Source organism: Pseudomonas pharyngis (assembly GCF_021602345.1).
Lineage (GTDB): Bacteria > Pseudomonadota > Gammaproteobacteria > Pseudomonadales > Pseudomonadaceae > Aquipseudomonas > Aquipseudomonas pharyngis.
In genome coordinates this window covers 296267-313977 of record NZ_BQID01000005.1, presented here as the reverse complement: position 1 = coordinate 313977, position 17711 = coordinate 296267, and the positions used below count along the sequence as shown (strand labels likewise).

Annotated in this window: 15 protein-coding genes; 7 read left to right on the top strand and 8 right to left on the bottom strand. The window is 61.1% G+C overall.

All coding sequences use genetic code 11. The features are described from left to right. Positions 1-121: 121 nt before the first annotated feature. The 6 genes from rraA to L6D74_RS13280 all read left to right on the top strand — a co-directional run bounded on the left by rraA (position 122) and on the right by L6D74_RS13280 (position 4595). Positions 122-613 (top strand): ribonuclease E activity regulator RraA, encoded by a 492-nt coding sequence (gene rraA / locus L6D74_RS13305; protein WP_011333248.1) that lies wholly within the window; start codon positions 122-124, stop codon positions 611-613. 24 nt (positions 614-637) lie between these two features. Then, on the top strand, positions 638-1633 hold the full coding sequence (locus tag L6D74_RS13300) for a zinc transporter ZntB (protein ID WP_064594680.1): 996 nt from the start codon (positions 638-640) through the stop codon (positions 1631-1633). Positions 1634-1696: 63 nt separating this feature from the next. Beyond that, positions 1697-1945: a hypothetical protein gene (locus L6D74_RS13295; protein WP_007951986.1), complete on the top strand. Its 249-nt coding sequence runs from the start codon at positions 1697-1699 to the stop codon at positions 1943-1945. A 2-nt stretch (positions 1946-1947) separates the two neighbouring features. Beyond that, positions 1948-2772, top strand: a complete 825-nt coding sequence (locus L6D74_RS13290; protein ID WP_007951987.1) for a mechanosensitive ion channel family protein — start codon at positions 1948-1950, stop codon at positions 2770-2772. A 90-nt stretch (positions 2773-2862) separates the two neighbouring features. After that, positions 2863-3453, top strand: coding sequence for an RNA polymerase sigma factor SigX (gene sigX / locus L6D74_RS13285; RefSeq protein WP_011333251.1), 591 nt, complete (start codon positions 2863-2865; stop codon positions 3451-3453). A 107-nt stretch (positions 3454-3560) separates the two neighbouring features. After that, the gene (locus tag L6D74_RS13280; RefSeq protein WP_011333252.1) at positions 3561-4595 is read left to right on the top strand and encodes an OmpA family protein; all 1035 of its coding nucleotides are present in this window, start codon (positions 3561-3563) and stop codon (positions 4593-4595) included. A gap of 75 nt (positions 4596-4670) precedes the next feature. Here the strand turns inward: L6D74_RS13280 and cobA are convergent, their stop codons facing one another. From cobA to L6D74_RS13240, 8 genes are all read right to left on the bottom strand, one after another. After that, positions 4671-5423: a uroporphyrinogen-III C-methyltransferase gene (gene cobA / locus L6D74_RS13275; protein WP_236189463.1), complete on the bottom strand. Its 753-nt coding sequence runs from the start codon at positions 5421-5423 to the stop codon at positions 4671-4673. A 13-nt stretch (positions 5424-5436) separates the two neighbouring features. Then, entirely contained in the window at positions 5437-8151 is a 2715-nt protein-coding gene (locus L6D74_RS13270; RefSeq protein WP_236189462.1) for a nitrate reductase, read from the bottom strand. After that, positions 8151-8468 carry a nitrite reductase small subunit NirD gene (gene nirD, locus L6D74_RS13265; protein WP_007951992.1) on the bottom strand — a complete coding sequence of 106 codons (318 nt, stop codon included), beginning with the start codon at positions 8466-8468 and terminating at the stop codon, positions 8151-8153. The genes L6D74_RS13270 and nirD overlap by 1 nt, the downstream gene beginning before the upstream one ends. After that, positions 8465-10918, bottom strand: a complete 2454-nt coding sequence (gene nirB, locus L6D74_RS13260) for a nitrite reductase large subunit NirB (RefSeq protein ID WP_236189461.1) — start codon at positions 10916-10918, stop codon at positions 8465-8467. The genes nirD and nirB overlap by 4 nt, the downstream gene beginning before the upstream one ends. Positions 10919-11227: 309 nt before the next feature. Beyond that, a complete protein-coding gene (locus L6D74_RS13255; protein WP_236189459.1) occupies positions 11228-12898 on the bottom strand; it encodes a bifunctional protein-serine/threonine kinase/phosphatase in 1671 nt (556 codons plus the stop codon). A 7-nt stretch (positions 12899-12905) separates the two neighbouring features. After that, positions 12906-14117 carry a nitrate/nitrite transporter gene (locus L6D74_RS13250; protein ID WP_236189457.1) on the bottom strand — a complete coding sequence of 404 codons (1212 nt, stop codon included), beginning with the start codon at positions 14115-14117 and terminating at the stop codon, positions 12906-12908. Positions 14118-14564: 447 nt separating this feature from the next. Continuing rightward, on the bottom strand, positions 14565-15140 hold the full coding sequence (locus L6D74_RS13245) for an ANTAR domain-containing response regulator (RefSeq protein ID WP_007916390.1): 576 nt from the start codon (positions 15138-15140) through the stop codon (positions 14565-14567). Positions 15141-15155: 15 nt separating this feature from the next. After that, complete coding sequence (locus L6D74_RS13240) at positions 15156-16367, bottom strand: CmpA/NrtA family ABC transporter substrate-binding protein (protein ID WP_236189456.1); 1212 nt, start codon at positions 16365-16367, stop codon at positions 15156-15158. A gap of 222 nt (positions 16368-16589) precedes the next feature. On the opposite strand from L6D74_RS13240, the gene L6D74_RS13235 reads away from it, so the two are divergent. Then, positions 16590-17609, top strand: coding sequence for a quinone-dependent dihydroorotate dehydrogenase (locus L6D74_RS13235; RefSeq protein ID WP_236189455.1), 1020 nt, complete (start codon positions 16590-16592; stop codon positions 17607-17609). The last annotated feature ends 102 nt before the right edge of the window (positions 17610-17711 follow it).

Below are 17711 nucleotides of genomic sequence, written 5' to 3'. Positions count from 1 at the left end.
CAGCCTGTGTTCAGGTTCGTTCAGCGACCATGACATGGTCTAAGGTAAACAGCGACCGCCGGAACTCGTTTCAAAAGAGTGCGACATCCTTGATCGTCTTCCTTGTTACAGGAGTTTTTCGATGAACCATTACCTTACGCCTGACCTGTGCGACGCCTATCCGGAGCTGGTTCAGGTGCTGGAACCGATGTTCAGCAATTTCGGCGGCCGTGATTCGTTCGGCGGCGAAATCGTGACCATCAAATGCTTCGAAGACAACTCGCTGGTCAAGGAGCAAGCCGAGCTCAAGGGCAACGGCAAGGTGCTGGTGGTCGATGGTGGTGGTTCCCTGCGCTGCGCGCTGCTGGGCGACATGATCGCCGAGAAAGCCGCGAAAAACGGTTGGGAAGGGCTGGTGATCTACGGTTGCATCCGTGATGTGGACGTCATCGCCCAGACCGATCTCGGCGTTCAGGCCTTGGCCAGCCATCCGAAAAAGACTGAAAAACGCGGTCTCGGCGACCTCAACGTGCCGGTGACCTTCGCGGGTGTGACCTTCCATCCCGGCCAGTACATCTATGCGGACAACAATGGCGTGATCATCTCGCCAAGCCCGCTGAAAATGCCTGAATAAATCGCGGTAACCACAGGGGTGAGGATGTTCGAGGAAGAAAACGCGCAATGGGGGCTGGTGCATGCCCTGGTGCTGGACGGTAAAGGCGGTGCGCGTTCGATAGCCCGGACTGATCTCGACGATCTGCAGCTGCAGGCTCATGAAAGCTTGTGGCTGCATTGGGATCGCAGTCACCCGCAGACCCAGACCTGGCTGCGCAAGTCCAGTGGGCTCAACGAGTTCACCTGCGATTTGCTGCTGGAAGAAAACACTCGCCCACGCCTGTTGCCGCTGCCGGACTCCGAGCTGCTGCTGTTTTTGCGCGGGGTCAATCTGAACCCGGGTGCCGAGCCGGAAGACATGGTGTCGGTGCGGATCTTTGCCTCCGCCCAGCGGGTGATTTCCCTGCGTTTGCGTCCATTGCGCGCCACCGACGAGTTGCTGGCGATGCTGGGCGAGGGCAAGGGGCCGAAAACCTCGTCCGAACTGATGCTGTATCTGGCGCAGTTCCTCACCAACAAGGTGCAGGATCTGGTGACTTGCCTCTCCGAAGTGGTCGATGAAGAGGAAGAAAAACTGGATGCCGACGAACGGTATACCCCTGAGCATGGCGCCATTTTGCACATCCGTCGCCGGGCCGCCGGACTGAAGCGTTTTCTGGCACCGCAGCGGGATATTTTCGGACAGCTGACGCGGATAAAACTGCCGTGGTTCGTCGATGACGATGCCGACTACTGGAACGAATTGAACAACAGCCTGACCCGTTATCTCGAAGAGCTCGAATTGACCCGAGAGCGCGTGGGGCTGGTGCTGGAGGCCGAAGACCGGCGCTTGAGCGTGCACATGAATCGCACGATGTATCGCTTCGGGATCATCACCTGCATCTTCTTGCCGATGAGTTTTATTACCGGTCTGTTGGGCATAAACGTTGGCGGAATACCGTTCGCCAGCAGCCCTTATGGCTTCCTCATCGCCTGCCTGACGGTGCTCGCCCTGGCGTTCGGCCAGTGGTGGTTGTTCCGCCGTTTGCGCTGGGTATGAAGATGCGCCATGTGACCCGACCAAATTTGCCCGCGTCTTTCACAGACATCACGAGAGGTGCGTATGCACGATCCGTTTGAACAGTCTTTGCGCGACATGCTCAACGCTTCGCCGTCCAGCCGCGACGACGATGCCTGCCTGGGTCGCGTGCTCAAAACCGCCAACCGCCAGGTTGGCGCCGGCGATCTGTTCAGCCTGCTGGGCCGCTGGCTGCCCGCGCTGATGATCGCCCTGAATAACGGCTCGGCCCATGTCGCGCCGGTGTCCCGTCTCCGTAAACCTACCGCTCGCACTGCTGATAAGGCTGATTGAATATGGAACTTGATCTCTGGACTCAGAGCCTCGTCACTGCAATGACTGCGTTGTGGACCAAAGTCGCTAACTTCATTCCTAACCTGTTCGGCGCACTGGTTGTGCTGCTCTTGGGTTTCGTCGTGGCCAAGCTGCTGGATACCTTGCTGTCCAAGTTGCTGGCCAAACTGGGGCTCGATCGCCTGATGGGCGGCACTGGCCTGACCAAATTGATGTCCCGCGCGGGGCTGCAAGTGCCGATCTCCACGTTGATCGGCAAAATCGTTTACTGGTTCGTTCTGCTGATTTTTCTGGTTTCGGCAGCAGAATCCCTTGGACTTGAGCGAGTTTCAGCTACGCTTGACATGCTGGCGCTGTATTTGCCGAAAGTATTCGGTGCCGCGCTGGTGTTGCTGGTGGGTGTCCTGCTTGCGCAATTGGCCAATGGCCTGGTTCGCGGGGCGGCAGAAGGCGTAGGCCTGGACTACGCTTCAGGACTTGGGCGAATTGCCCAGGGCCTGGTGATCATCATCAGCATTTCGGTCGCAATCAGTCAGTTGGAGGTCAAGACCGACCTGCTGAACCATGTGATCGTCATCGTATTGATTACCGTTGGTCTGGCGGTTGCGCTGGCCATGGGTTTGGGAAGCCGGGAAATTGCCGGTCAGATTCTTGCGGGAATCTATGTGCGAGAGTTGTATCAGGTTGGGCAACAAGTGCGTATTGGCGAGGTCGAAGGCCAGATCGAAGAGATCGGCACGGTTAAGACCACATTGCTGACCGATGAGGGTGAGCTAGTCTCTCTCTCCAATCGGATCCTGCTGGAACAGCATGTGAGTAGCCGCTAACCCGGCAAACCCTGCTAATGTATGCCGCCGCAAAATGCCAGCTGTCGCTGGCTGCGGTGGACATTGACCTGACTGTCGGCACGACTTGTTTTGAATAAAGCCCAAACGCTATCCACGCGCTACGATCCCCGCGAGCTCTCTGATGAGGAGTTGGTCGCGCGCTCGCATACCGAGCTTTTTCACGTGACGCGCGCCTACGAAGAACTGATGCGGCGTTACCAGCGGACATTATTTAACGTGTGCGCACGATATCTTGGGAACGATCGCGACGCAGACGATGTCTGTCAGGAAGTGATGTTGAAGGTGCTGTACGGCCTGAAGAACTTCGAGGGGAAATCGAAGTTCAAGACATGGCTATACAGCATCACCTACAACGAATGCATCACACAGTATCGGAAGGAACGGCGAAAGCGTCGCTTGATGGACGCACTGAGTCTTGACCCCCTCGAGGAAGCGTCCGAAGAAAAGGCGCCGAAACCCGAGGAGAAGGGCGGACTGGATCGCTGGCTGGTGTATGTGAACCCGATTGACCGGGAAATTCTGGTGCTACGATTTGTCGCAGAGCTGGAGTTTCAGGAGATCGCAGACATCATGCACATGGGTTTGAGTGCGACAAAAATGCGTTACAAACGCGCTCTTGATAAATTGCGTGAGAAATTTGCAGGCATTGCTGAAACTTAGTTCGGCGCAAATATCTCTTACGTGTAGGCAAGTTCTGATAGACTTGCCGCCGAGTTGTCCCCCGGTTTGCGGGACTGCTTCACAATCACCAGATGGGGATTTAACGGATGAAACTGAAAAACACCTTGGGCTTGGCCATTGGTTCTTTGATTGCCGCCACTTCTTTCGGCGCTCTGGCACAAGGCCAAGGCGCAGTTGAAATCGAAGGCTTCGCAAAGAAAGAACAATTCGACAGCGCTCGTAACTTCAAGAACAACGGCAACCTGTTCGGCGGTTCGATCGGTTACTTCCTGACCGACGACGTTGAACTGCGTCTGGGCTACGACGAAGTGCACAACGTGCGTGCCGACGATGGCAAGAACGTCAAGGGCGCCAACACCGCTCTGGACGCTCTGTACCACTTCAACAACCCAGGCGACATGCTGCGTCCATACGTTTCGGCCGGTTTCTCTGACCAGAGCATCGACCAGAACGGTTCGAACGGTCGTAACCGTTCCACCTTCGCCAACCTGGGCGCTGGTGCCAAGCTGTACTTCACCGACAATTTCTACGCCCGTGCTGGCGTTGAAGCTCAGTACAACATCGACCAGGGCGACACCGAGTGGGCTCCTAGCGTCGGTATCGGTGTGAACTTCGGTGGCGGCTCCAAGCCAGCTGCTGCTCCAGTTCCAGCACCAGCTGAAGTCTGCTCCGACAGCGACAACGACGGCGTTTGCGACAACGTTGACAAGTGCCCGGACACCCCAGCCAACGTAACTGTTGACGCTGATGGCTGCCCTGCAGTTGCTGAAGTTGTTCGTGTTGAGCTGGACGTGAAGTTCGACTTCGACAAGTCGGTTGTTAAGCCAAACAGCTACGGCGACATCAAGAACCTGGCTGACTTCATGAAGCAGTACCCATCCACCACCACTACTGTTGAAGGTCACACTGACTCCGTCGGTCCTGACGCTTACAACCAGAAACTGTCCGAGCGTCGTGCAAACGCCGTTAAGCAAGTTCTGACCAACCAGTACGGTGTTGAATCGTCCCGCGTTCAGTCGATCGGCTACGGCGAATCCCGCCCAGTTGCTGACAACAAAACTGAAGCTGGCCGCGCTGTTAACCGTCGCGTAGAAGCGCAGGTTGAAGCTCAAGCTAAGTAATTAGCTGCCGCTACGAGAAAAGCCCGGCTTAGGCCGGGCTTTTCTTTGCCTGCGATTTGGTGAAACCGGGGATTGTCAGGCCAATCGGTCGGCTGGCCAGTGAATCGAATTGACCTGGGTCGCAGCCGCTGCGACGGCGCCTATGACCAGAATCGCAGGGCTTTTGAGCCTGAAATCAAGGGCATCGTTCTCCATGGCTGTCAGGTCACTGCGGCATTCGCGTTGCTCTGGCAACGAGGCATTTTCGATCATCGCCACTGGTGTACCCGCCGCCATACCGCCCGCCAGCAGTTGCTCGCGAATCTCGCCGAGCTTCGCCACTCCCATGTAAATCACCAGCGTCGTGCCGCCCTGTGCCAAGGCCCGCCAGTTCAACTGGCTGTCGTCCTGAGTGTGGGCCGTGACCAGCGTCACACCCCGGGCCACGCCGCGCAACGTCAGCGGGATATCACACTGGGTCGCGCCGGCCAGTCCGGCGGTGATGCCATTGACCAGTTCCACCTCGACCCCGCGCTCACGCAACCACTGCGCTTCCTCACCCCCGCGCCCGAAAATGCACGGATCGCCGCCCTTGAGCCGCACCACGCATTTGCCCTGACGGGCGTAACGCAACATCAGCCGATGGATGAACGCCTGAGGCGTCGAACGACAGCCGCCGCGTTTACCGACGGCAATGATCCGGGCAGCAGGGCAGTGTTCAAGTACCGCCTCATTGACCAGATCGTCGATCAGCACCACCTCGGCTTCGCGCAAGGCCCGCACCGCTTTGAGCGTCAGCAATTCAGGATCACCGGGGCCCGCGCCCACCAGCCAGACTTTCGCGTTCATGGTGTTTTCCTCTTCAGATGACGGCGACCGGACGCACTTCGGCGGCCAGCAAGCGCTTGATTTCCGGGACGCAGGAACCGCATTGCGTGCCGCACCCCAATGTATTTTTCAAACCCTGCAGATCCAGACCTTCACGGATACCGGCGCAGACTGCGCTGTGGCTGACGTTCTTGCAGTTGCACAGGGTCTTGTCAGCCACAACCTGCGCGCCGGCATTGCCCGGCGGTGCACTCATCGGTGCCAGCAGCCAGCGGCGCAATTGTTCGTCGGCGCGGCCTTCCAGCCACAGACCTTGCAACCAGTGCTGGGCGAGGGTTTCACCGGCAAGGCGGATCGCGGTGATTCGCCCGTTTTCGATGCGTACCCGTTTGCCAATGGCGCGGCGAGGATCGTCATAAGCCAGTACCGGCCCCTCGATCAGAGCCAGGCACCGGTCGATTTCACGCAGCAATTGCGGTTCTGGCGCCACGACGCTGGCTGCGCGTATCAGCAGCGCAGGCCGTTCACGTCCGACAAGGCTGAAACTTGCGTAGGAAAACGCCTCGCAGAGCGGTCGAAGCGCCTCGAAATGCCGTTGAACATCGCCCTCGATCAGTGCGAACAGTTGCCATGGCAAGTCCACCGTTTCCAGCCGCACACCGCTGTGCTTGAGTTCCGGTTGTTTCGACAAAGGATCGAAGGCGGGCAGGGTCAGGCTGTTCACGCCGCCCTTGAGGAAACGATCGCCCCAGTGCATCGGCAGGAACGCCTGGCCCGGACGCACGCTGTCATCGCTGGCGACCGCCACGATCACTGAGCCCCGACGACTTTTCAGATTCACCAGATCCCCAGGCTGCAAGCGGTGACGGCGCAACTCGTCCGGATGCAGACTCAACACTGCTTCGCTGACATGACCGAATAACTGCGCCGCCGTGCCGGTGCGGCTCATACCGTGCCATTGATCACGCAGGCGGCCAGTGATCAGGGTCAGTGGAAAGCGCGCGTCGCGTTGTTCTTTGGCGGCGCGATAGGGATCGGCAACGAACTGTGCGCGCCCGTTCGGCGTAGGAAAGATACCGTCGCCATACAGCCGGGCTGTACCTTGGCGGGCGCCAGCGGGGAAGGGCCATTGCTGTGGCCCCAGCTCATCAATCAACCGATGGCTGATCCCGGACAAATCCAGATCGCGGCCACGGGTCAGTTGTTTGTACTCGTCAAACAGCTGCGCCGGTTGTTCGAACGCAAACAGCCCCGGCTGCTGCGGGCGCAGACGCTTCTCCAGGCGTTGTGCGAAATCTACGGTGATCGCCCAGTCCGGTCGTGCTTCACCCGGTGCGGCAATGGCCTGGCGGACGTGGGAAATCCGCCGCTCGGAGTTGGTCACCGAACCTTCTTTCTCGCCCCAACTGGCCGCCGGCAGCAGCAGATCGGCAAACGCTGCGGTTTCGGTGGTGCGAAACGCCTCCTGCAACACCACGAACGGACAGGCTTCCAGCGCGGCGCGGACGGCGTTCTGGTCCGGCATCGATTGTGCGGGGTTGGTGCAGGCGATCCAGAGGGCCTTGATCTTGCCGCTGCGCACTTGTTCAAACAGTTCGATGGCGCTGAGACCGGTATTTTCCGGCAGCTTATCCACACCCCAATACGCCGCGACTTCTGCGCGGTGCTCTGGATTGGCGACTTCACGATGGCCTGGCAACAGGTTGGAAAGGCTGCCGGTTTCGCGCCCGCCCATGGCATTCGGCTGACCGGTCAGGGAGAAAGGTCCTGCACCCGGCCGGCCGATTTGCCCGGTGGCCAGGTGCAGATTGATCAGCGCGCTGTTTTTCGCGCTACCGGCGGTGGACTGGTTCAGGCCCATGCACCACAGCGACAGAAAGCTTGGTGATGTGCCGATCCATTCGGCGCATTGCTGCAACTGTTCGACACTGATCCCGCACAACTGCGAAACCATCGCCGGCGTGTAATCACGCACCAGGCTTTTCAGCTCGGCGAGGCCTTCGGTGTGGGCTTTGATGAAGTCGCGGTCGATCCAGTCTTCCCACAACAGCAGATGCAAGATCCCATGGAACAACGCGACATCGGTGCCCGGCAGAATCGCCAGGTGCAGGTCCGCCAGATCGCAGGTGTCGGTGCGCCGTGGATCAATAACGACGACTTTCATCTGCGGGCGGTGGGATTTGGCTTCTTCGAGACGGCGAAAAAGTACCGGGTGGGCGTAGGCCATGTTACTGCCGACGATCACCACGCAATCGCTCAACTCCAGGTCTTCATAGCTGCACGGCGGTGCGTCGGCGCCGAGGCTGCGCTTGTAGCCGACCACCGCCGAAGACATGCACAGCCGTGAGTTGCTGTCGATGTTGTTGGTGCCGACCAGCGCCCGCGCCAGTTTGTTGAAGGCGTAGTAGTCCTCGGTCAGCAACTGCCCGGAGATATAGAACGCCACGCTGTCCGGGCCGTGTTCGGCGATGGTTTCGGCGAAGACCTGGGTGGCGTGATCCAGTGCGGTGTCCCAGTCGCAACGGCTGCGCGCCAGGCCTTTGCCCAGGCGCAGTTCCGGGTACAACGCCCGTGCCGCCAAGTCGCCGGTCAGGTGCAGGGTCGAGCCTTTGCTGCACAGTTTGCCGAAGTTGGCCGGATGCGCCGGATCACCGCTGACGCCGAGGATGCGCTCGCCGTCATGCTCGATCAGCACGCCGCAGCCGACCCCGCAATAACAGCAGGTCGAGGCGGTCGTCTGGCGGTTCATCAGACGGCGTCCCGCAGGGCCAGTTGCACGCGGCCGTTTTCCACTCGGGCCGGGTGATGGTGCGCGCAGCCGACGTCCGGGGCCTGGGCTTCGCCGGATTGCAGGTCGATCTGCCAGTTATGCAGCGGGCAGGCGACACGTTTGCCGTAGATCAGTCCTTGGGACAACGGGCCGCCCTTGTGCGGACAGCGGTCATCGAGTGCGAAAACTTCGTCGTCGCTTGTACGAAAGATCGCAATGTCACCTTTGGGCCCGGCGATGATCCGCGAACCGAGGGCGTTGATCTCTTCCAGGGCACAGATATCGAGCCAGTTCATGCCGGCACCTCCAGGTTTTTCACAGGGATCACGTCGAATTCTTTCTTCAGTTGCGGCTGGGCGAGGCGCTCTTTCCACGGATCCTGTTCGAACGACAGGGAGAATTGCAGGCGTTCGTTCAGGGCCTTGCGGCGTTCGGGATCTTCCAGCACGGCCTTCTTGATGTGCTCCATGCCGACCCGTTGCAGGTAGTGCACGGTGCGTTCGAGGTAGAAGGCTTCTTCGCGGTACAGCTGCAGGAACGCGCCGTTGTATTCGCGCACTTCCTCGGCGGTCTTGAGCTTGACGAAGAACTCGGCGACTTCGGTCTTGATCCCGCCGTTGCCGCCGATGTACATCTCCCAGCCGGAATCGACGCCGATGATGCCTACGTCCTTGATCCCCGCTTCCGAACAGTTGCGTGGGCATCCGGAGACCGCCAGCTTCACTTTGTGCGGCGACCACATGTTGAACAGGTCATGTTCGAGGTCGATGCCCAACTGGGTCGAGTTCTGCGTGCCGAAGCGGCAGAACTCGCTGCCGACGCAGGTTTTCACGGTGCGGATCGATTTGCCGTAGGCGTGGCCGGACGGCATGTCGAGGTCTTTCCACACACCGGGCAGATCTTGCTTCTTGATCCCCAGCAGGTCGATGCGCTGGCCGCCGGTGACCTTGACCATTGGCACCTGGTATTTGTCCGCCACGTCGGCGATCCGCCGCAGTTCCGACGGGTTGGTCACGCCGCCCCACATCCGTGGCACCACCGAATAGGTACCGTCCTTCTGGATGTTGGCGTGGGCTCGTTCGTTGATCAGGCGCGACTGCGGATCGTCCTTGGCTTCGCCGGGCCAGGTGGAAATCAGGTAGTAGTTGAGGGCCGGGCGGCAGGTGGCGCAGCCGTTCGGGGTGCGCCAGTTGAGGTAGTTCATGGTGCCGGCGATGGTCAGCAGATGTTGTTCGCGAATGGCCTGGCGAATCTGGCCATGATTGAGATCGCTGCAACCGCAGATGGCTTTTTCGCTTTTCGGTTTGACGTCCGCCGCGCCGCCGACGGTGTTGATCAGGATCTGTTCGACCAGCCCGGCGCAGGAGCCGCAGGAGCTGGCAGCCTTGGTGTGTTTCTTCACCTCGTCGACGCTGAACAGGCCGTGTTCCTGAATCGCCTTGACGATGGTGCCCTTGCACACGCCGTTGCAGCCGCAGACTTCGGCGTTGTCGGCCATGCTCATGGCCTTGTCCTGGCCCTGATGTCCTACGTCGCCCAAGGCGTTTTCACCAAACATCAGATGATCGCGGATCTCGCCGATGGCGTGATTCTCACGAATCTGCCGGAAATACCAACCGCCATCTGCCGTATCGCCGTACAGACAAGCGCCGACCAGCACGTCATCCTTGATCACCAGTTTTTTGTACACCCCGCCGATCGGGTCGGAGAGGGTGATGGTCTCGGTGCCTTCGCCGCCCATGAAGTCGCCGGCGGAAAACAGGTCGATGCCGGTGACCTTCAATTTGGTCGACGTCACCGAGCCCTGATAACGGGCGAAGCCCAGTTGGGCCAGGTGGTTGGCGCAGACTTTGGCCTGTTCGAACAACGGCGCCACCAGGCCGTAGGCAATGCCGCGATGGCTGGCGCATTCGCCGATGGCATAGATGCGCGGGTCGTAGGTTTGCAGGGTGTCGTTGACCAGAATCCCGCGATTGCACGGGATGCCGGCCTTTTCCGCGAGTTCGGTGTTGGGGCGAATGCCGGCGGCCATCACCACCAGATCGGCGGGGATGATGTCGCCGTTCTTGAATTGCACCGAGCCGACCCGACCATTGCCGGCGTCGTGCAGGGCCTGGGTCTGTTCGCACAGGCGAAAGTGCAGGCCACGGGATTCGAGGGCGGTTTGCAGGAGCTGGCCGCTGGTCTTGTCCAGTTGCCGCTCCAGCAGCCATTCACCGAGGTGCACCACGGTGACATGCATGCCACGCAGCATCAGGCCGTTGGCCGCTTCGAGGCCGAGCAGGCCGCCGCCGATCACCACGGCGTGCTTGTGAGTCTTGGCGGTGTCGATCATGGCCTGGGTATCGGCGATGTCGCGGTAACCGATCACGCCCTGCAGGGTGTTGCCGGGGATCGGCAGGATGAACGGGGTCGAGCCGGTGGCGATCAGCAGGCGATCGTATTCGGCCTCGGTGCCGTCTTCGGCGATCACCCGGCGTTTGACCCGGTCGATCTCTACCACTTTGCGGTTGAGCAGTAACTTGATGTTGTTTTCCAGGTACCAGTCGAGGTCGTTGAGCACGATCTCTTCGAAGGTCTGCTCGCCGGCCAATACCGGCGACAGCAGGATGCGGTTGTAGTTGGTGTGCGGTTCGGCGCCGAAGACCGTGATGTCGTACAGCTCGTTGCTCAGCTTGAGCAGTTCTTCCAGGGTGCGGACCCCGGCCATGCCATTGCCGATCATCACCAGTTTGAGTTTTTTCATCAGGTTCTCCGGGAGCATCGGGCTTGCCTCTTGTGGGCAGTCAGGCCTTGCTCGACAAAAATGGCGCAAACAAAAAAGGCGTCCCGCCAGTTACCTAGCGAGGACGCCTTTGTCCTTGTCCCGTTCTCTCGGGAAGCCTGGCCTTCGTCGTTGAAGGTCGGGCTTTATGTCAGTTGAAAACGTTAATGCAGTGGTTGTGCCAAGTCGCGCTGAGCCGCGAATTCACTGGGGTAATGCTGGAATTGGCCAGGTGTTCATTGTTTTTTTTGCACTGAATGGAAGCGGCACGCCCGTTAATGGAGCGCCGCATCAGCCATGAAACAACAGAAACAGCAGCACCAGATTGCCCAGCAGTGCCAGCAACGCCAATGTCCGCCAGACCTTCAGCGGCTCCCGTTCCAGCAAGGGGCGAGGGCGTACATTCAGGCTGCGGCGCTCACCTTGTTCCAGCGTCAGCAGCCATTCCTCGGCGGTTTCATACCGTTGCAGCGGATCGGCCGAGACCCCGCGCTCCAGACACTGCGCCAGCCACTCCGGCAGATCCGGGCGATAGCGACCGGCACTCACCGGCACCCCGAAACGCGGGCGCTGGAACGCTTCGATCTCACCGTAGGGAAAATGCCCGGTGAGCAAGAAATACAGAGTCACGCCCACCGCATACAGATCCTGTTGTGCGCCGGGTGCGGCGCCCTGAAAGGCTTCCGGTGCGATGTAGCTCGGGGTTCCGGGCAAGGTCGACGGTGCGTCCTGCGACAGACCGGGGCAATACGCCAGACCGAAATCCAGCAGCCGCAACTCGCTGTCATCCCCCAGATGCAAGTTTTCCGGTTTGATGTCGCGGTGCAGGATCAGCCGTCGATGCAGCAGGCCGACGGCCCGCAGCAGGCGTTCGGCCAGATCCTGCCAATGGGCCAGTGGCAGCGGGCCGCTTTGTTCGAACAACTGCGCCAGGGTGGTTCCCGAATATTCACGCATCACGTAGTACAAATGCTGACGCTGACCGGCGCTATGGACTTCAGGGAAATGCCGCCCAGCGACGCGTTTGAGAAACCATTCCTCCGCCAGCAAGGCCTGGCCGGCCTGGGCATCGTCTGCCAGTGGTGCAGGCAAGGTCTTCAACAGCCAGGCTTGGCCCTGACCATCGAGCACGCGATAAAGCAGTGATTGCTGGCTCTGACCGACAATCCCTTGCACCTGCCAGCCTTCGAATGCCTGACCCGGTTTCAACGACGTGGGCAGCGGCCATTGCTGCAAATGAATCAACGCATCGCCAAGGCTGGCCTCGCCAACCGCATCCACCCGCACCAACAGCGCACTGGCATTGTCCTGACTGCCGGCCAGATGCGCAGCGTTGACCAGCGTTTGCGCGGCACTGTGCAGGTCCGGTTGATCGCGCAGAATCCCGGCGATGGCGGTATCGCCAAGCGCGGCCCACACGCCGTCACTGAGCAGCACGAAACATTCGCCGTCACGCAGTTCGCCGTCGAGAAAGTCCAGCACCAGATGCTGATCCAGCCCCAGTGCGCGCTTGAGCACATGCTGCATGCCCGGTTGATCCCAGACGTGATCCTCGCTGATTCGCTGCAAGGTTTCGGCGTGCCAGCGATAAACCCGGCAATCGCCGACGTGCGCCAGGGTAAAGCGCCGGCCGCGCATGACCAGCGCACTGACCGTGGTGAGCAGCGGCTGACCGCCACCATTGGCCTGCAACCAGCGGTTTTGTGCGAGCAGCAGACGATCGAGGGCCTGGGCCACGCTCCAGGTTTCCGGGGTGGCGTAGTAGTCCAGCGCCAGCGCCTGCAAGGTCGAACGCGCGGCCAGACCACCGTCGGCGCACTGGCTGACGCCGTCGGCGATGGCGAACAGGAAACCCTTGCTGGCGGCCAGCGCCGGGGCCGGGGTCACCAGGCGCAAGGCGTCCTGGTTTTCCGCGCGGGGACCGGTGGCGCTGGCTTCGGCAAAGCTCAGTTGCAGAGCCATTCGGGCCTCAGACCCGGGCAGCGGTCACGGCCGCCGAACCCCAAGTGGTTCTCCAGCGCCGTTTCACCCCGTGCAAACCGAACCACGCCAGCACACCAAGGCTGGCGAACAACCACAGCGCCAGTTGATAGCTGCCGGTGCTCTGTTTGATCGCGCCCATGCCTGCCGCCAGGGCGAAACCGCCGATGCCGCCGGCCATGCCGATCAGCCCGGTCATCACACCGATCTCGCGGCGGAAACGTTGCGGCACCAGTTGGAACACTGCGCCATTACCCGCGCCGAGACCGAGCATGGTGCAGACGAAAAGTGCCAGCGCCGCGTAGGAACTTGGCAGGTTGAAGCCGACCGCTGCGATACAAACTGCGGCCACCGTGTACATCGCCAAAAGCGTGCGAATCCCACCGAAACGATCAGCCAGCGCGCCACCCAGCGGACGCATCAGGCTGCCGCCGAACACGCAGGCGGCGGTGTAGTAACCGGCGGTCACTGGGCTCAGGCCGTATTGATCGTTGAAGTAGCCGGGCAGGGCGCTGGCCAGGCCGATGAAGCCGCCGAAGGTGACGCTGTAGAAAAACATGAACCACCAGCTGTCGCGGTCGCCCAGGGCCTTGAAGTAGTCGGCCATGGATTTGGCTTTTGGCCGCTCCGGGGCGTTTTTTGCCAGCCAGGCGAACAGCACCAGGGTCAGGAGCAGCGGAATCAGGGCGAACCCGAACACATTGCTCCAGCCAAACGCCGCCGCCAGCACCGGGGCGATCAGCGCCGCGAACACGGTCCCGGAATTGCCGGCCCCGGCGATGCCCATCGCCTTGCCCTGATGCTCCGGCGGATACCACTGCGAGGCCAGCGGCAGGGCCACGGCGAATGAGGCGCCGGCCATGCCGAGGAACAGGCCGAGCAGCAGAGCCTGTTCGTAACTGTGGATGCCGAGTTTCCAGGCACCGAACAATGCGCAGATCACGATCACCTGGCCGATCAGCCCGGCAGTCTTGGGTGACAGGCGATCGGCAAGCATGCCCATCGCAAAGCGCAGCACCGCGCCGGCCAGAATCGGCGTGGCCACCACGAGGCCGCGCTGTTGAGTGGTCAGGTGCAGGTCGCCAGCAATCTGCACCGCCAGCGGGCCGAGCAGATACCAGACCATGAAGCTCAGGTCGAAATACAGGAAGGCCGCGAACAGGGTCGGGGTGTGGCCGGATTTCCAGAAGCTTTTATTCATCGCGCACCTCAGCTGTTAAGAATCTCGAGAAGGAGTCACAAGCCAGCAAGTGGAGCGCCGCCACGGCCGCACCACCGGCCCCGGGCTGTGGGGCCAAAACGCAAAAACGCCGCTACCCGGATCGCCGAAAGGGGCGAAGAAGGTGAGCGACGTCTTTGTCGTAGGTGGGGCAACCGCCGTTGGTTACCTGTAGGGATTACATAGCGAGATTTGTGCCAAGTCAAAATCAAAAGCCCCTCACCTTAACCCTCTCCCGGAGGGAGAGGGAACTGATCGGGGGATATTCGAGAGATACGCCGACGTGAGCGATCGGCTTTGAATCCATAATCGACTGGGTTTTTCAGGTCGATGTATGACGCAGGACACTGCGGTCGGTTCCCTCTCCCTCCGGGAGAGGGCTAGGGTGAGGGCGCTTTTGATTTTTCGCTGCAAAAGTAGCGCAGAATTTCAGCCAAGCAGCTCGCTCATGGCGATGATCTGCTCCGCCACCTGAATCAGTTTCTGCTGGCGGCTCATGGCCTGGCGGCGCATCAGGGTGTAGGCCTCTTCTTCGTTGCAGTCCTTCATTTTCATCAACAGGCCCTTGGCCAGTTCGATGCGTTTGCGCTCGGCCAGTTGCTGGTCGCGGGCCTGAAGCTGGGCGCGCAAGGCCTGATCGCTCTCGAAGCGGGCCATGGCCACGTCGAGAATCGGCTGCAAGCGTTGTGCGTGAATGCCCTCGACGATGTAGGCACTGACCCCGGACTTGATCGCCTGACGCATCACGCCGGGATCATGCTCGTCGGTGAACATCACGATCGGCCGGGGCTGGTCGCGGCTGACCAGCACCACTTGCTCCATCACATCGCGGCTCGGTGACTCGGTATCGATCAGGATCACGTCCGGACGCACCGTTTCGACGCGCGCCGGCAGGTCGATGGTCAGGCCCGACTCGTCGATCACTTCGAAACCGGCCTCGGTCAACGCGGCTTTCAGGCGCCCGACTTTTTTCGCGGTGTCGTTGATCAGCAGAATGCGCAGCATGTTCGCGGTCTCCTGTCAGCGGCGGGCGAGAAGGGGGGCGCTGTCGCTCAGCGCGTGGAGCTTGAAGCTTCGGGCGTAGGCTGCCGGTTCGCTACCGTCCCAGATTTTGCCGTCGATCAACTGGCTGCTGCGCATGTCCTTGCCCCAGGCCGCAACGCCCACAGCAGTCGCTGCGTCGCGATAGATCTCCAGTTGCTGCACCTGACGGGCGACGGCGAGGTAGTCCGGGTCATCGCGCAGCAAGCCCCAACGGCGAAACTGGGTCATGAACCACATGCCGTCCGACAGGTACGGCAGGTTCACCGCGCCATCGCCGTGAAAGCGCAGGGCGTGCGGGTCTTGCCAGCGATTGCCGAGGCCATCGTCGTAGTCGCCGAGAAAGCGTGGTTCGATGCAGGACACCGGGGCGTCGAGGTATTCCGGGGCGCTCAGCAACTGCGCGGTGCTGCGGCGGTTTTCCGGGCTCTCTTCGATGAAACGGCTGGCCTCGAGGATCGCCATCACCAGCGCGCGCGCGGTGTTGGGGTATTGCTCGACGAAGGCGCGGGTGCAGCCGAGGACTTTTTCCGGGTGATCGGGCCAGATGGTCTGGCTGGTGGCCAGCGTGAAGCCGAGATTCTGCTGCACGGCGCTGGCCGCCCAGGGCTCGCCGACGCATAAACCATCGATGCGACCGGCCTGAAGGTGCGCGACCATTTGCGGCGGCGGCACCACCACGCTGTCGACATCCTGCAACGGATGAATGCCCTGGCTCGCCAGCCAGTAATACAGCCACATGGCATGGGTGCCGGTCGGGAAGGTCTGGGCGAAGGTCAGTTTTGCGCGGGTTTGGTGCACATGATGGTGCAGCGCTTCAGGACCGGTCACGCCCAGGCCCTGCAAACCGTGGGACAGGTTGAGGCTCTGGCCGTTCTGGTTCAGGCCCATCAGCACCGCCATGTCGGTTGACGCGACGCCGCCGATGCCCAGATGCACCGCGTAGATCAGGCCGTAAAGGCTGTGGGCGGCATCGAGTTCGCCGCTGACCAGATTGTCCCGCAGGTTGGCCCAGGAACTCTGGCGCTTGAGGTTCAGGGTCAGGCCGTAAGGCTGGGCAAAGCCCTGAGTAGCCGCGACCACCAGCGAGGCGCAGTCGCTCAGGGCCATGAAGCCGAGGTTGATCGCGCTTTTTTCCGGGGCATCGCTGCCGTTGAGCCAGGCCAGCGGCCCGGCGGAGGTTTGAGTCATGAAAGCCACCCTCAAAAAAAACGTCGTCCCAGGCTTTGCCCGCGCAAAACCGAGAGACGACGCCGTTGTCCTTGCCTGCACGCCACCATTGGCCTGCCGGCTGATGCCGTGGAAGGTGCAAGGCATATGCCATGCGCACGGATTTACCCGTGCGCCTCGCGCGGCGGGGGGATGCCCGGCTATAATCGCCGCCTCTTTTCGCCGCCCGAGTCATAGCCGCCCATGTACACCCTGGCCCGTCAGCTGTTGTTCAAACTTTCCCCGGAAACCTCCCACGATCTGTCGCTGGATCTGATCGGCGCGGGCGGGCGTTTGGGCCTCAACGGCGTGCTGTGCAAGGCGCCGGCGTCGCTGCCGGTGAATGTCATGGGCCTGACGTTTCCGAACCCTGTGGGTCTGGCGGCCGGTCTGGACAAGAACGGCGCGGCCATCGACGGCTTCGCCCAGCTGGGTTTCGGGTTTGTCGAAATCGGCACCGTGACCCCGCGTCCGCAGCCGGGCAACCCGAAACCACGGATTTTCCGTCTGCCGGAAGCCGAGGCGATCATCAACCGCATGGGGTTCAACAACCTCGGTGTGGATAACCTGCTGGCGCGGGTGGCGGCGGCCAAATACAAAGGCGTGCTGGGGATCAACATCGGCAAGAACTTCGACACCCCGGTCGAGCGCGCAGTAGACGACTACCTGATCTGCCTGGACAAGGTCTACGCTCACGCCAGTTACGTCACGGTCAACGTCAGTTCGCCGAACACCCCGGGCCTGCGCAGCCTGCAATTCGGTGATTCGCTCAAGCAATTGCTGGCGGACCTGGCCACGCGTCGCGCCGAACTGGCCCTGCGCCACGGCAAGCATGTACCGCTGGCGATCAAGATCGCGCCGGACATGACCGACGAAGAAACCGCGCAAGTCGCCCAAGCACTGATCGAAACCGGGATGGACGCGGTGATCGCCACCAACACCACCCTCAGCCGCGTGGGCGTCGAAGGCATGGAACACGGGGACGAGGCGGGCGGTCTGTCCGGCGCGCCGGTTCGCGAGAAGAGCACCCATACCGTGAAAGTGCTGGCGTCCGAGCTGGGCGGCAAGCTGCCGATCATCGCGGCGGGCGGCATCACCGAAGGCAAGCATGCGGCCGAGAAGATCGCGGCTGGCGCGAGTCTGGTGCAGATCTACTCCGGCTTCATCTATAAGGGCCCGGCGCTGATCCGCGAGTCCGTGGACGCAATCGCCGCCAAACGCTGATTTGCGGATTTAAAAGGCAGGCATAAAAAAGGGCTCCTCGAAGGAGCCCCTGGGCCGTAGCCCGCCGTCCGGGAAGGACGTGCATGGTGATCAGGTTGTTAC

Coding starts and splice junctions, on each gene's coding strand:
- L6D74_RS13270 (WP_236189462.1), bottom strand. CDS start 8,151: ATGAACCGCCAGACGACCGCCTCGACCTGCTGTTATTGCGGGGTCGGC.
- L6D74_RS13240 (WP_236189456.1), bottom strand. CDS start 16,367: ATGACTCAAACCTCCGCCGGGCCGCTGGCCTGGCTCAACGGCAGCGAT.
- L6D74_RS13245 (WP_007916390.1), bottom strand. CDS start 15,140: ATGCTGCGCATTCTGCTGATCAACGACACCGCGAAAAAAGTCGGGCGC.
- cobA (WP_236189463.1), bottom strand. CDS start 5,423: ATGAACGCGAAAGTCTGGCTGGTGGGCGCGGGCCCCGGTGATCCTGAA.
- L6D74_RS13290 (WP_007951987.1), top strand. CDS start 1,948: ATGGAACTTGATCTCTGGACTCAGAGCCTCGTCACTGCAATGACTGCG.
- nirD (WP_007951992.1), bottom strand. CDS start 8,468: ATGAACTGGCTCGATATCTGTGCCCTGGAAGAGATCAACGCCCTCGGT.
- L6D74_RS13295 (WP_007951986.1), top strand. CDS start 1,697: ATGCACGATCCGTTTGAACAGTCTTTGCGCGACATGCTCAACGCTTCG.
- L6D74_RS13250 (WP_236189457.1), bottom strand. CDS start 14,117: ATGAATAAAAGCTTCTGGAAATCCGGCCACACCCCGACCCTGTTCGCG.
- L6D74_RS13255 (WP_236189459.1), bottom strand. CDS start 12,898: ATGGCTCTGCAACTGAGCTTTGCCGAAGCCAGCGCCACCGGTCCCCGC.
- L6D74_RS13300 (WP_064594680.1), top strand. CDS start 638: ATGTTCGAGGAAGAAAACGCGCAATGGGGGCTGGTGCATGCCCTGGTG.
- L6D74_RS13235 (WP_236189455.1), top strand. CDS start 16,590: ATGTACACCCTGGCCCGTCAGCTGTTGTTCAAACTTTCCCCGGAAACC.
- L6D74_RS13280 (WP_011333252.1), top strand. CDS start 3,561: ATGAAACTGAAAAACACCTTGGGCTTGGCCATTGGTTCTTTGATTGCC.
- rraA (WP_011333248.1), top strand. CDS start 122: ATGAACCATTACCTTACGCCTGACCTGTGCGACGCCTATCCGGAGCTG.
- nirB (WP_236189461.1), bottom strand. CDS start 10,918: ATGAAAAAACTCAAACTGGTGATGATCGGCAATGGCATGGCCGGGGTC.